A 14,455-nucleotide genomic window follows, 5' to 3' on the forward strand; every position below is an offset into this window, starting at 1 on the left:
ACACATGAACGGCGCATCGCTTCGTCATCAGCCCCCACAAGCACCGAGCCGCAAGCCGGTGCCACGGGGTGCAAGCCGAATGGTGGCTAAAGAGCCGATGTCGGCGCGCCTGCCCAAAGCCAACTTTGGTTTTATCAAGGCGCTGTTCTGGCCGGTGCTGCTGGTGGTGTTGGGCTTTGGTACGTACGAAGGCGCGCAGCGTCTGTTGCCGTATGCCGACCGGCCGATCACCAAGATCAGCGTGCAGGGCGACTTGAGCTACATCAGCCAGCAAGCGGTACAGCAGCGCATCGGCCCGTTTCTGGCGGCGAGCTTCTTTACCATCGACCTGGCTGGCATGCGCTCGGAGCTGGAACAGATGCCATGGATCGCCCACGCCGAAGTTCGCCGGGTATGGCCGGACCAGGTCACGATCCGCCTGGAAGAACAACTGCCCGTGGCCCGCTGGGGCGATGAAGCGCTGTTGAACAACCAGGGCCAGGCGTTCACCCCGCGTGAGCTGGCCAACTATGAGCACCTGCCGCAGCTGTTCGGGCCGCAGCGGGCGCAGCAGCAAGTGATGCAGCAGTACCAGGCCTTGAGCCAGATGCTGCGGCCACTGGGCTTCTCCATTGCACGCCTGGAATTGCGTGAGCGGGGCAGCTGGTTTTTGACGACCGGGGCAGGCAGTTCCGGCCCGGGCATCGAGTTGTTGCTGGGACGCGACCGCTTGGTGGAAAAGATGCGCCGCTTTATTGCCATCTATGAAAAAACCTTGAAAGAACAGATTACGAACATTGCGAGCGTCGACCTGCGTTACGCCAACGGCCTGGCCGTCGGCTGGCGTACACCGGCTGCGCCCACGGCAGCACAACCCGCTGTCGCGAAGAATTAAGAAGAGGCAGGACCCATGGCAAACGTGCAAAGCGGCAAAATGATCGTCGGTCTCGATATCGGCACCTCCAAGGTGGTGGCGCTGGTGGGCGAGGTCGGGGAAGACGGCGCGATCGAAATCGTCGGTATTGGCACGCATCCGTCCCGGGGCCTGAAGAAGGGCGTGGTGGTGAACATCGAGTCCACCGTGCAGTCGATCCAGCGCGCTATCGAAGAAGCGCAGCTGATGGCCGGTTGCCGGATTCACTCGGCGTTCGTCGGCGTGGCCGGCAACCACATCCGCAGCCTGAACTCCCACGGCATCGTGGCGATCCGCGACCGTGAAGTCAGCTCGGCCGACCTTGAGCGCGTCCTCGACGCCGCCCAGGCCGTGGCGATCCCGGCGGACCAGCGCGTGCTGCACACCCTGCCGCAGGACTACGTGATCGACAACCAGGAAGGCGTGCGCGAGCCCCTGGGCATGTCGGGCGTGCGTCTGGAAGCCAAGGTCCACGTGGTGACCTGCGCCGTCAACGCCGCACAAAACATCGAAAAATGCGTGCGTCGCTGCGGCCTGGAAATCGACGACATCATTCTGGAACAGTTGGCCTCGGCCTACTCGGTACTGACCGACGACGAAAAAGAGCTGGGTGTGTGCCTGGTGGACATCGGCGGCGGCACCACCGACATCGCGATCTTCACCGAAGGTGCGATCCGTCACACCGCCGTGATTCCGATTGCCGGCGACCAGGTCACCAACGACATCGCCATGGCGCTGCGCACACCGACCCAGTACGCCGAAGAAATCAAGATCCGCTACGCCTGCGCCCTGGCCAAGCTGGCTGGTGCCGGCGAGACCATCAAGGTGCCAAGCGTGGGTGATCGTCCACCTCGCGAGCTGTCGCGCCAAGCCCTGGCCGAAGTGGTCGAGCCACGCTACGACGAGCTGTTCACCCTGATCCAGGCTGAACTGCGCCGCAGCGGCTACGAAGATTTGATCCCGGCCGGCATCGTGCTGACCGGTGGCACCTCGAAGATGGAAGGCGCGGTCGAGTTGGCCGAAGAAATCTTCCACATGCCGGTGCGCCTGGGCCTGCCCCATGGCGTGAAAGGCCTGGGAGACGTGGTGCGCAACCCGATTTATTCCACCGGTGTGGGCTTGCTGTTGTATGGGCTGCAAAAGCAGACCGACGGCATTTCCCTGTCGGGTCCGAGCATCCGTGACAGCTACCGCAGCGACGACGAGGCGAAAGCGCCGTTGTTCGAGCGGCTGCAGGCTTGGGTAAAAGGCAATTTCTAAAGATTTACCGCGACACCGCAACACCCGCAATAAGCAGTAGGCGAAAAAACTAGAGAAAATGAAAGGAGAGGGAACATGTTCGAACTCGTAGACAACATCCCCGCTAGCCCGGTTATCAAAGTAATCGGTGTCGGCGGTGGCGGCGGCAACGCTGTCAACCACATGGTCAAGAGCAACATTGAAGGCGTTGAGTTCATCTGCGCCAACACTGATGCCCAGGCGCTGAAAAGCATCGGCGCGCGGACCATCCTGCAATTGGGCACCGCGGTGACCAAGGGCCTCGGCGCTGGCGCCAATCCGGAAGTCGGCCGTCAAGCCGCCCTGGAAGACCGCGAGCGTATTGCCGAAGTGCTGCAAGGCACCAACATGGTGTTCATCACCACGGGCATGGGCGGTGGTACCGGTACCGGTGCTGCACCGATCATTGCCGAAGTGGCCAAGGAAATGGGGATTCTGACCGTTGCTGTCGTGACGCGTCCGTTCCCGTTCGAAGGCCGCAAGCGCATGCAGATCGCCGACGAAGGTATCCGTCTGCTGTCTGAAAGCGTCGACTCGTTGATCACCATCCCCAACGAGAAACTGCTGACCATCCTGGGCAAGGATGCCAGCCTGCTGTCCGCCTTCGCCAAGGCTGACGATGTACTGGCCGGTGCCGTTCGCGGTATCTCCGACATCATCAAGCGCCCAGGCATGATCAACGTCGACTTTGCCGACGTACGTACGGTCATGAGCGAAATGGGCATGGCGATGATGGGCACTGGCTGCGCCAGCGGTCCGAACCGTGCACGCGAAGCCACCGAAGCGGCCATCCGCAACCCGTTGCTCGAAGACGTGAACCTGCAAGGCGCACGCGGCATCCTGGTGAACATCACCGCAGGTCCCGACCTGTCCTTGGGTGAGTACTCCGACGTGGGTAGCATCATCGAAGCCTTCGCGTCCGAGCACGCTATGGTCAAAGTCGGTACCGTTATCGATCCGGACATGCGCGATGAGCTGCATGTAACAGTGGTTGCTACCGGCCTGGGTGCCAAAATCGAGAAGCCTGTGAAGGTCATCGACAACACCCTGCACACCAGCCAGGCCAGCCAGGCAGCTGCCGCTCCAGCCCCTGCTCGTCAGGAACTGCCGTCGGTCAACTACCGTGACCTGGACCGTCCGACCGTGATGCGCAACCAGGCTCAGGCCGGTGCTGCGGCGTCCCGTAGCCCGAATCCGCAAGATGACCTGGACTACCTGGACATCCCGGCATTCCTGCGTCGTCAGGCCGATTAATGGAATGTATCAGGGCTATGAAGGTGATTGGTGTTCAGCAAAGGTCTGGTCTGTTATTATCGCCAGCCTTTGTTGATACCAGTTCGCAATTTGCGCTGAAGCGGTCCAAGCCATGATTAAACAACGCACCCTGAAGAATATTATCCGTGCCACAGGTGTAGGTCTGCACTCCGGGGAGAAGGTATACCTGACCCTCAAGCCCGCACCTGTCGACACCGGCATCGTGTTTGTTCGTGCCGACCTGGACCCTGTGGTGCAGATTCCTGCTCGCGCGGAAAACGTTGGCGAAACCACGATGTCGACCACACTGGTCAACGGTGACGTCAAAGTGGACACGGTGGAGCACTTGCTCTCGGCCATGGCTGGCCTGGGCATCGATAACGCCTACGTCGAGCTCTCCGCGTCCGAAGTCCCGATCATGGATGGCAGCGCTGGCCCCTTCGTATTCTTGATTCAATCTGCCGGCCTGGAAGAACAGGACGCAGCCAAGAAGTTCATTCGCATTCTGCGGGAAGTGACAGTAGAAGACGGCGACAAGCGCGCCACCTTCGTCCCGTTCGAAGGCTTTAAAGTGAGCTTTGAGATCGATTTCGATCACCCGGTATTTCGTGACCGCACCCAAAGTGCAAGCGTGGATTTTTCCAGTACTTCGTTCGTAAAAGAAGTCAGCCGTGCCCGTACCTTTGGTTTCATGAGTGACATCGAGTACCTGCGCAAGCACAACCTCGCACTCGGCGGCAGCGTTGAAAACGCCATTGTGGTCGACGCGGATGGTGTACTGAACGAAGACGGCCTTCGCTACGAAGACGAATTCGTGAAGCACAAGATCCTCGATGCAATCGGTGACCTCTACCTGCTGGGCAATAGCCTGATAGGCGAGTTCAAAGGCTTCAAGTCGGGCCACGCCCTTAACAACCAGCTGCTGCGCAAGTTGATTGAGCAGACAGACGCTTGGGAAGTCGTGACCTTCGAAGATGCCAGCACCGCACCGATCTCTTACATGCGTCCCGTTGCGGCGGTGTAAGTAACAACTCTCTTTCTTTAGTTTTGAAAGGCTGCCTTCGGGTGGCCTTTTTTTATGCCTGACCGTAGGAACGAGCTTGCTCGCGAAAAACGTCAACGATAACGAGGGCTTCCTGAATGAACAGGATGCTCTCAGGTTCTTCGCGAGCAAGCTCGCTCCTACAGCGGTCGGGTTGCGGCATCCATTGTCCGGTTACGGCCGTTGTGCTTGGCCTGATACAACGCCTGATCAGCCTTGAGCAGCAGGTCTTCAAGGGAGATACGGCTGTGCTTCTGCCAGGTACTCAGGCCGATGCTCACAGTGATCGGTTGCTCGTCCCCATCCACTCGCGGCAAGTGCTGGACCCCCTTGCGGATATGCTCGGCGATCACCCACGCCCCCTTGGCGTCGGTATTGGGCAGCACCACCGCGAACTCTTCACCGCCATAACGCGCCGCCAGGTCGGCAGGGCGGCGGATATGGCTGGCGATTACATGCGCGACTGCACGCAACGCCTCATCGCCGCCCTGGTGACCGTGGCGGTCGTTGAAGGCCTTGAAGTGGTCCACATCGATCATCAGTACGCTCAACGACTCGGTTGAGCGTTGTGCCCGGTCCCATTCCAGCCGCAAGCGTTCGTCCAGCGTGCGACGGTTGGCCAGTCCGGTAAGGGCGTCGGTGGCTGCCAGTTCTGACAGCACCTGTTCGGCGCGATGGCGACGGCGCAGCTCCATGCACAGCGCCCAGGTCAGCCACAGCAGGCCCACGCACAACACTCCGGTCGCGATGCTGACCAGCCACGCCGCACGTCGCCAGGGTGCGAACATTTCATCGCTGGACAAGGCCACTGCCACGATCAGCGGCAAGTTGCCCACATTAGAAAAACTGTAGAGCCGTGCCTGGCGATCGACACTGGAGATACTTTGGAAGCTGCCGTCCCGTTCGCGCAGCATGCGCGCCACATTCGGGCGCTGGCTCAGGTCCTTGTCGACGATATCTACTTCCAGCAGAGGCTCTTGCGCCAGCAGGATGCCTTGGTGGTTGAGCAGGTTGATGGTGCTGTTGCTGCCGATGTTCAAGCTGCTGAACAACTGATGAAAGTACGACAGGCGCATGGATGCGGCAGCCACCCCCAGAAAGCGCCCGCTCGGTGACGAAACGCGACGGCTGAAAGCGATGCGCCAAGGATCGGCACACTGGCAGCGCGCCATGAACGGGCGGCTGATATACAAGCCCAGGTCGGGGTTGTTGCGATGCGCCTTAAAATAGTCCCGGTCGGCAAAGTTACCCAGCTTGGGCGTGAGCAGGGACGAATCGGCAATCACCTCGCCGGCCGGGTCCAACAGCAGGATATCGCCCTTGTATGGCGCCGCTGCGGAACGATCGAACAGTACCAAATGACGGATGCTCTCTGAAACGTCCTGCAGGTCAGTGCGCTCGGTAGCGGTGATCAAGCCTTTGAGGGCCATGTCATAGAGTTCGACATTGCGCAGCACGTCAGCGTCGATCAATTGAGTGATGGTATTGGCGGTGCGCTTGGCCGTCTGCAGGGTGTTGGCATGTTCACGAATCAGCAGCGCAGTGACGACCCCCACGATCAGCAACACCGTGAGCGTGCTGCCCAGGATCAGCAAGCGCTCCGGGCGGCGGTTGGGGCGGGTAGGGCTTGAACTCATCGGGCACACTTCTGCGTTGAGGATGCCCTTAGCGTAGTAGCAACTCTTAAATATGGCTGTAGGAGCGAGCTTGCTCGCGAAAAACTCACAGACGCCGCGTTTATTCAGGAAGCACGCGTTATCGTTAACGTTTTTCGCGAGCAAGCTCGCTCCTACATGTCAGAACACGTTGATCGGGTAATCCACGATCACACGGTACTCATCCACATCCCGGTCCACTGCCGAGTAGCCATTGCTTCCCCGATTGGTCGCCCACTGCAGGCGCACGGCCAAGTCCTTGGCCTTGCCGCCCTGCACCACATATTTCACGTCGATATCTCGCTCCCAGTGCTTGGCGTCCTTGCCATCGGCGCTGTACCAGTTGCTGTAGCCGCGACTGTTGGGGTCGACCTTGGTCAGGTCGGTCTTGCCGCTGATGTAGGACACGGCAGACGTCAGGCCGGGCACGCCGAGGCCGGCGAAGTCGTAGGCGTACTTGAGCTTCCAGGAGCGCTCGTTGGGCCCGTTGAAGTCCGAGTACTGCTGGGAGTTGTCCAGGTACACGCTGTCGCCCTGGGTGATGTAGTCGAACGGCGTATTGCCATTGACCCGCTGATAAGTCGCCGTGACGCTGTGGTTGCCCACGCCCACGGTGAAATGCAGGCTGTAGGTGTTGTTGTCGATATCTCCCAGCAGCGATTGGCCGGTGTCCTGGGTATGGTAGTAGTGCAGGCCGGGGGTCAGGCTGACCAGGTCGTTCAAGGCGTAGGTGTATTCGAGGTCGTAGTAATACTGGTGCCAGACATCCTTGAGTTCGGAGGCGTACAGGTTGCTGGTCAGCCCCGTAATACCGCTGAACGACACGCCAGCCCAATCCAGGTGCTGGCTGTCGGTGTTGGCGGGCAGCGTGCCGTAGCTGGTGCCGATGCGCCGATGGCCGCTCTGGTTGTAGAGCTTGGTGAAACTGGCCTGGCCACCTTCGATCATCCAGCCGTCAAAGCTGTGGTTGGTCAGGCTCACGCCACGGAAAGTCTGCGGCAACATGCGCGTCATGCCGCCGGCGATCACCGGGTTGTTGAGGAACAGGTCGCCGGCTTTCAGTTCGGTGTCGAAGGCGCGCAGCTTCAAGGTGCCGCCAGCCGTCGAGAACGAACCCGGTGCCTTGCCGTTACCGCTGCCATACGGAAGGATGCTGGAACCATCCGTACCACCACCGCCGTCGAGCTTGAGGCCGAGCATGGCATTGACGTCCAGGCCGAAGCCGACGGTGCCCTGGGTGTAGCCGGATTCGAAGGTGCCGATAAAGCCCTGGCCCCATTCCTTGCTGTCATCGGTATGAATATCGCGTCGGTCGCGGTTCATGTAGTAGTTGCGGGTGTTGATCGTGAGGTGGGAGCCTTCGACGAAACCGTCGTTGGGGGTAGTGTCTGCCGCCTGGGCGAGGGGAGTGATCGTTGCTGCAATTGCGAGGAATAACGGGGTGAACGTCAGCGAGTTCTTCACCGGTGGAGCTCCTTTGGTCAATCATGAACGGCCAGTGTCGTAGGGGTGTGCCCGGCCTTTTTTCACGGCAAAAAAAAGCCGCTGAAGTCAGCGGCTTTAAGACAGATTCCCAGTGTAGAGCCCTGGAAATAAGTCGAGGGAAATTCGGGTGAGTGGTCAGCTGCCTTTGCCGTCGCGCTCATCGGTGCGTCAAAGTAACGCAGGCGAGCAGTGCGATACAGAGTGTAACAAGATAATAACTATTGCCCAAACCGCAACAGTGCGAGCGATGGGATCTCCTGTGGGAGCTGGCTTGCCTGCGATGCAGACACTTCGGTATGTCAGGCGCACCGAGGTGATGCTATCGCAGGCAAGCCAGCTCCCATATTTTGACCGAGTTGTTTAGACCGGCAGGGTGATACCAAACGTATTGCCACCGCCTTCACTACGCACAAACACATCCCCCCCATGCATCAACGCAATCGCCTTGACGATCGCCAGCCCCAGCCCGTGATTGGCCCCGCTGTTGCTGCGCGAGGCATCCACCCGATAGAAACGTTCGAACAGGCGTGGCAAGTGTTCGCTGGCAATGACCTCGCCGGGGTTGGTCACGCCAATCGTCACCTGGTGTGCCTGCACTTCAATGTGCACGTCGATGACTTGCCCAGGTGCGGTGTGTTGCACGGCATTGCTCAGTAGATTGATCAGTGCGCGACGCAGATGGGCCTTTTCGATCTGCACCACGGCATCGCCGTGCACGCGCACTTTGACCTGGGCGTCTTCGAGGATGAAGTCCAGGTAGTCGAGGGTGGTGGCTACCTCATCGGCCAGGGCGCTTTCGATCAGCTTGGTGGCCTTGCTGCCCTGGTCGGCGCTGGCGAGGAACAGCATGTCATTGATGATCGAGCGCAGCCGTTCCAGCTCTTCCAGGTTCGATTGCAGCACCTCGAAATATTGCTCCGCCGACCGACCGCGAGTGAGGGCCACCTGGGTCTGGCCAATCAGGTTGGTGAGCGGCGAACGCAGTTCGTGGGCGACGTCGGCGTTGAACGATTCCAGGCGCGAATACGCCTGCTCGACACGGTCGAGGGTGGCGTTGAACGAATTGACGAACTGGCTCAATTCCGGCGGCAGCGGCGACAGGTGCAGGCGCCCGGAGAGTTTCGGCGGCGCAAGCTTTTGCGCCTCATCCGAGAGTTTGCTCAGGGGCTTGAGGCCGATACGGGCGACCCAGAACCCCAACAGTGCCGCCAGTACTACACCAACCAGCGCCAGGCTGACCAATGCCACCAGCAAGTGATGCTGGGTGGCGCGGAAGTTCTCCGTGTCGATGGCAATCATGAAGCGCAGCGCCGGGCGCTGGTCCTTGGCTGCAAACTGGCTGACCAGCACCTTGAAGGGATAATCGTGACCCGGCAGGCGCAGGTCGCGCTTGCCCGTGGCGCCCTCGGCAAAGGCACGAATCTGTGCATCCGGCTCACCGTATTCGTAGCTCGGGTCGCTGCTGACCACCCAGAAACGGATGCGCTTGTCTTCTTCCCCCAACAGCTTGAGCTTGGACTTGATCTTGGCCCAATGGTCCGGGGTGCCGAAGCGATTGATCGACGACTCCAGCACGCTGTAGCGCGCATCCAGCTCGGCCCCTGGCAGCAACCCCAGGCCACGGTCCACCTGCTGGTACAGCGCGCCGCCGATCAACAGGAAGATCAGCAGCGCCACCAGGGTGAACATGCCACTCAGGCGCAGGGCGATGGAGTTAGCGACCACTGTGGTTTTCCTGCATGCGGTTCTCCAGCACATAGCCCATGCCGCGAATGGTGTGCAGCAGCTTGTGTTCGAACGGCCCATCGAGCTTGGCGCGCAGGCGCTTGATCGCCACCTCCACGACGTTGGCATCGCTGTCGAAATTGATGTCCCAGACCATCTCGGCAATCGCGGTCTTGGACAGGATCTCGCCCTGGCGCCGCGCCAATACGCTGAGCAGCGAGAATTCCTTGGCGGTCAGGTCCAGGCGCAGGCCGTTGCGGCTGGCCTTGCGGCTGATCAGGTCGATCCACAGGTCTGCGACGGTGACCTGCACCGGTTCATGGCCGCCGCTGCGGCGGGTCAGGGCTTGCAGGCGTGCCACCAGCTCCAGGAACGAAAACGGCTTGCCCAGGTAATCATCGGCGCCTTCGCGCAGGCCGCGGATGCGGTCTTCCACGCGCTCGCGAGCGGTGAGCATGATCACCGGCGTCTGCTTGCGGGCGCGCAGGGCACGCAACACACCGAAGCCATCCAGGCCGGGCAGCATCACGTCGAGCACAATCACCGCATACTCATTCTCCAGCGCCAGGTGCAGGCCCTCGACGCCTTCGCGCGCCACATCGACGGTGTAGCCTTGTTCTGTCAGGCCGCGGTGCAGGTAGTCTGCGGTTTTTTCTTCATCTTCAATAATCAGGACGCGCATGACCGCCTCAGTGTGTGGTCGCCAGCGTCAGCGCTGGTTTGGGCCTGTGGAAAAACGTTCAAGGTACAAGTATATGACCGGCGTGGTGAACAGCGTCAGCGCCTGGCTCACCAGCAAGCCACCGACCACCGCGATGCCCAGCGGCTGGCGCAGCTCTGCCCCCGGGCCTGCGCCGAGCATCAACGGCACCGCGCCGAGCAACGCGGCAAGGGTGGTCATGATGATCGGCCGGAACCGCGTGACGCAGGCTTCATAAATCGCATCTTCGGGTGGCAGCCCGCGTACCCGCTGCGCCTCCAGGGCGAAGTCGATCATCAAGATACCGTTTTTCTTCACGATGCCGATCAGCAGCACCAGGCCGATCAAGGCCATGATCGAAAAGTCCTGGCCCAGCAGCCACAGCATGACCAGTGCACCGAGGCCCGCCGAGGGCAAGGTGGAAATGATCGTCAGCGGGTGCACAAAACTCTCATACAGCACACCCAGGATAATGTAGACCGCCACCAGCGCCGCGAGGATCAGCCACGGCTGGCTGGCCAGCGAGCTCTGGAACGCCTGGGCCGCACCCTGGAAGTTGCCGATAATTGTGCTCGGCATTCCGATTTCGTTCTTGGCCTGGTCGAGCATAAACACCGCATCGCCCAGGGCCACGCCGGGCGCCAGGTTGAACGACAGGTTGGCGGCGGGGAACATGCCGTCATGGCTGATGGACAACGGCCCGACTGTGGGCGGGTCGACTTTGGCCAAGGCCGACAGCGGCACCATTTCATTGGTCAGTGGAGAGCGCAGGTAAAAATAGTCGAGGCTTTCGGCCTTGCCGCGCTGTTGGCTGTCCAGTTCAAGTATCACTTGGTATTGGTTGATCTCGGTCTGGAACTCGTTGATCTGGCGCTGGCCGAAGGCGTCGTACAACGCCTGGTCGACATCGGTGGCGGTCAGCCCGAAGCGCGCGGCGGCCTGGCGGTCGATGCTGATATGGGTGATGCTGCCGCCCAGTTGCAGGTCGTTGGACAGGTCGCGAAACGCCGGGTTGGCGCGCAGTTTTTCGGTGAGGCGCTGGGTCCAGGTGTTCAGCGTCGGGCCGTCGTTGCTCTTGAGCACGTATTGATACTGGGCGCGGCTGGGGCCGGAGCTCAGGTTGATGTCCTGGCCGGCGCGCAGGTACAGCACGATGCCCGGCACCTTCGCCAGCTGCGGGCGGATGCGGTCGATGAACTGGCTGGCGGACACATCGCGCTCACTGCGGTCTTTCAAGGCGATCCAGAAGCGGCCGTTGGCGATGGTCTGGTTGCTGCCGGTGACGCCGACTGAATGGGAAAACGCCTGCACCGCCGGGTCGGCCTTGACGATCTCGGCCAGGGCCTTGTGCTTGGCGACCATGTCCTTGTACGACACGTCGGCCGCCGCTTCGCTGGTGCCGAGCACGAAACCGGTGTCCTGCACCGGGAAGAATCCCTTGGGAATGAACACATAGCCGACCACCGCCAGGGCGAGGGTTACCACGAAAATCGCGGCCATGCTGCGTTGGTGCGCCAGGGCTCGGCGCAGGTTGCGCGCATAGCCGGCCAGCAGGCGTTCGCTGAAGCTGGGTTTGGCGTGGGCAGGGTGGGTAGGGGCACGCATGAACAAGGCGGCCAGCGTCGGTGCCAATGTCAGCGAAACCACCACTGAAATCAGAATGGTCGCGGTGGCCGTCAACGCAAATTCCTTGAACAACCGACCGACCACGCCGCCCATGAACAGCAGCGGAATAAACGCCGCCACCAGCGAGAAGCTGATGGACACCACGGTAAAGCCAATTTCACCCGAGCCCTTGATCGCTGCTTCGCGCTTGCCCAGGCCAGCCTCCAGGTGCCGATGGATGTTCTCCACCACCACAATCGCATCGTCCACCACAAAGCCCACGGCGATCACGATGGCCACCAGGGTCAGGTTGTTCAGGCTGAACCCCATCACATACATCAGGGCGAAACTGGCCACCAGCGAGACACCCAACACCGCAGACACAATCAGCGTCGCCGACAGTTGACGCAGGAACAACGCCATCACCGCCACCACCAGCAGGATGGCGATCAGCAGGGTCATTTCCACCTCATGCAGTGAAGCGCGGATGGTCTTGGTGCGGTCCGTCAACACGCTGACCTGCACCGAGGCCGGCAACATGCCTTGCAGGCGCGGCAACTCGGCTTGAATGCGGTCGACGGTGTCGACGATGTTGGCGCCGGGCTGGCGCGAAATCACCAGGTTCACCCCTGGGGTATCGCCGGACCAGGCTTGTACGTAGGCGTTTTCCGAGCCGTTGATGACCTTGGCGATATCGCGCAGTTGAACCGGCGCACCATCCTTGTAGGAAACGATCAGTTGGCCGTATTCCTCCGGGTGAAACAGCTGGTCGTTGGTCGACAGGGTGGACACGCTGTTTTCGCCATAGATCGCGCCCTTGGCCAGGTTGAGGCTCGACTGCTGGATGGCCAGGCGTATGTCAGCGAGGGTCAGGCCAATGGCCGCGAGCTTGTCAGGGGACGCCTGCACGCGAATCGCCGGGCGTTGCTGGCCGGTGATGTTGATCTGGCCGACGCCGTCGATCTGGCTGATCTGGCGCGCCAGCAGGGTCTCCACGTAGTCGCTCAGCTCGGTGCTGGGCATGCTGCTGGAACTGACGCTGAGGATCAGCACCGGGCTGTCCGCCGGGTTGACCTTCCTCCAGGTAGGCAAACTCGGCATGTCGCTGGGCAGCTTGCCGGACGCGGTGTTGATCGCGGCCTGGACTTCCTGGGCGGCGGTATCGATGCTTTTTTCCAGGGTAAATTGCAGGGTCAAGAGGCTGGAGCCCAAGGCGCTGCTGGAGGTCATCTGGGTCATGCCGGGGATGGCGCTGAACTGCACCTCAAGAGGCGTTGCCACCGACGAGGCCATGGTGTCCGGGCTGGCGCCGGGCAGTTGCGCAGTAACCTGGATGGTCGGGAATTCCGCTTCCGGCAATGGCGCGACGGCCAGGTTCGGGAAGGCAATGATCCCCAGCAGCACCAACGCGAAGGTCAACAGCAGGGTGGCGACCGGGTGATCAACGCACCAGGCCGAGGGCGAACGGCTTGCGCTCATGGCTGCACCTGGGCGTTGGCGGTGTGGATCACTTGCGGCGGCTCCTTGAGCACCTCCACCTGGGCGCCGGCCTTGAGTCGCGATTGCCCATCGCTGACCAGCACATCGCCGGCCTGCACGCCTTTGATGATATTGATGTCGCTGTTCTGGTAGGCGACCTGCACCGGCACCACCTCGACTTTGTCAGCGCTTACGCGGTACACGAAATGTGAGTCCAGCCCACGCTGCACCACGGTCGGCGGTACCACCAGGGCGTTCTTGTCGAGGGCCGTCTGGATTTTGATGGTCACCAGTTGCCCCGGCCATAGCTTATGCGCCGGGTTGCTGAACTCGGCCTTGGCCCGCAGGGTGCCGGTGGTGGAACTGATCTGGTTGTCGATCAGGCTCAGGTGGCCTTCGCCGAGCAGGTCGCCGGTCTGGCCGTCGGTGTCGGCGCCCAGGTAGGCGTCGACGGTGGCCCGGGTGGGGGCGGCGATCAGGCCCTGCAAGGTTGGCAGCATCTGCTGTGGCAGCGAGAACTCAATGGCAATCGGGTCGAGTTGGGTGACGGTAAACAGCCCCTGGGTGTCGCTCATGCGCAGGAAGTTGCCTTCGTCCACGTTGCGGATGCCCACGCGGCCGCTGACCGGGGAGCGAATCTGGGTATAGGAAAGTTGTACTTGAGCCGCATCAATGGCCGCCTGGTTGCCCTGCGCCGTGGCCTTGAGCTGGTTGACCAGCGCCTGTTGCTGATCATAGGTCTGCTTCGACACGCCATCGTCGATGCTCAGTGCCTTGTAACGCTTGAGGTTGATCAACGCCACTTGCAACTGTGCCTGGCTTTCCCCCAATTGTGCCTTGGCCTGGTCGAGGCTGGCGCGGATCGAGCGGTCGTCGATGGTGGCCAGCAGATCACCAGCTTTCACCGATTGGCCTTCCTTGACCAGCAGTTGGGTGAGGATGCCGTCGATCTGCGGGCGAATCACCACGCTGTGCAACGACAGCACTGAGCCTATGCCGCTGACAAACCTGGGAACGTCCTGTTGGGCGACGCTCACCACCCGTACCGGGATCGCCGTGGGCGCTGCCAGGCGGGGCTTGGCAGGCCGTGTTACTGCCCAGGCGGCCACCGCCAATACCAAGAGGATGCCCACCATCAGGGCCGTGTTTTGTTTTATCTGCATGGGAGGCGCCGGGGCGCAGTTGCAAGTTTTAAGCTGCAAGCTGCAGGTTGAAGGTTGGGTAGCTGCTTTATAGCCCGGTAATACGGTCAGCACGGTGACGCCAAACTGACAGCCGCGACAGCTAGCGCTTTTTACTTGCAGCTTGAAGCTCACCGCTTGCGGCTCCGGCCCCGTATA

Annotated in this window: 9 protein-coding genes and 1 pseudogene; 4 read left to right on the forward strand and 6 right to left on the reverse strand. The window is 61.2% G+C overall.

Going from position 1 to position 14,455, the window contains the following annotated elements:
• Nucleotides 1-4 precede the first annotated feature (4 nt).
• From BUE92_RS13145 to lpxC, 4 genes are all read left to right on the forward strand, one after another.
• The gene (locus tag BUE92_RS13145; RefSeq protein ID WP_073524130.1) at nt 5-874 is read left to right on the forward strand and encodes a cell division protein FtsQ/DivIB; all 870 of its coding nucleotides are present in this window, start codon (nt 5-7) and stop codon (nt 872-874) included.
• Nucleotides 875-889: 15 nt separating this feature from the next.
• Nucleotides 890-2,152, forward strand: coding sequence for a cell division protein FtsA (ftsA, locus tag BUE92_RS13150; protein ID WP_073524132.1), 1,263 nt, complete (start codon nt 890-892; stop codon nt 2,150-2,152).
• Nucleotides 2,153-2,227: 75 nt separating this feature from the next.
• Nucleotides 2,228-3,424 carry a cell division protein FtsZ gene (gene ftsZ, locus BUE92_RS13155; protein ID WP_003188685.1) on the forward strand — a complete coding sequence of 399 codons (1,197 nt, stop codon included), beginning with the start codon at nt 2,228-2,230 and terminating at the stop codon, nt 3,422-3,424.
• A 112-nt stretch (nt 3,425-3,536) separates the two neighbouring features.
• Nucleotides 3,537-4,448, forward strand: a complete 912-nt coding sequence (gene lpxC / locus BUE92_RS13160; RefSeq protein ID WP_003171886.1) for a UDP-3-O-acyl-N-acetylglucosamine deacetylase — start codon at nt 3,537-3,539, stop codon at nt 4,446-4,448.
• A 158-nt stretch (nt 4,449-4,606) separates the two neighbouring features.
• On the opposite strand, the gene BUE92_RS13165 is transcribed toward lpxC, so the two are convergent.
• The 6 genes and pseudogenes from BUE92_RS13165 to BUE92_RS13190 form a co-directional block, all read right to left on the reverse strand.
• On the reverse strand, nt 4,607-6,103 hold the full coding sequence (locus BUE92_RS13165) for a sensor domain-containing diguanylate cyclase (RefSeq protein ID WP_073524134.1): 1,497 nt from the start codon (nt 6,101-6,103) through the stop codon (nt 4,607-4,609).
• A gap of 159 nt (nt 6,104-6,262) precedes the next feature.
• Complete coding sequence (locus BUE92_RS13170; protein WP_073524136.1) at nt 6,263-7,585, reverse strand: OprD family porin; 1,323 nt, start codon at nt 7,583-7,585, stop codon at nt 6,263-6,265.
• 381 nt (nt 7,586-7,966) lie between these two features.
• Complete coding sequence (locus BUE92_RS13175; protein ID WP_073524139.1) at nt 7,967-9,331, reverse strand: heavy metal sensor histidine kinase; 1,365 nt, start codon at nt 9,329-9,331, stop codon at nt 7,967-7,969.
• Nucleotides 9,321-10,013 (reverse strand): heavy metal response regulator transcription factor, encoded by a 693-nt coding sequence (locus BUE92_RS13180; protein WP_054919280.1) that lies wholly within the window; start codon nt 10,011-10,013, stop codon nt 9,321-9,323. Before BUE92_RS13180 ends, BUE92_RS13175 begins: the two co-directional genes overlap by 11 nt.
• A gap of 7 nt (nt 10,014-10,020) precedes the next feature.
• Nucleotides 10,021-13,115 (reverse strand): annotated as a pseudogene (locus tag BUE92_RS13185) (multidrug efflux RND transporter permease subunit).
• Complete coding sequence (locus tag BUE92_RS13190; protein ID WP_073524142.1) at nt 13,112-14,278, reverse strand: efflux RND transporter periplasmic adaptor subunit; 1,167 nt, start codon at nt 14,276-14,278, stop codon at nt 13,112-13,114. The pseudogene BUE92_RS13185 and the gene BUE92_RS13190 overlap by 4 nt, the downstream one beginning before the upstream one ends.
• Nucleotides 14,279-14,455 lie beyond the last annotated feature (177 nt).

The organism is Pseudomonas fluorescens, from assembly GCF_001902145.1.
Taxonomy (GTDB): Bacteria; Pseudomonadota; Gammaproteobacteria; order Pseudomonadales; family Pseudomonadaceae; genus Aquipseudomonas; species Aquipseudomonas fluorescens_BV.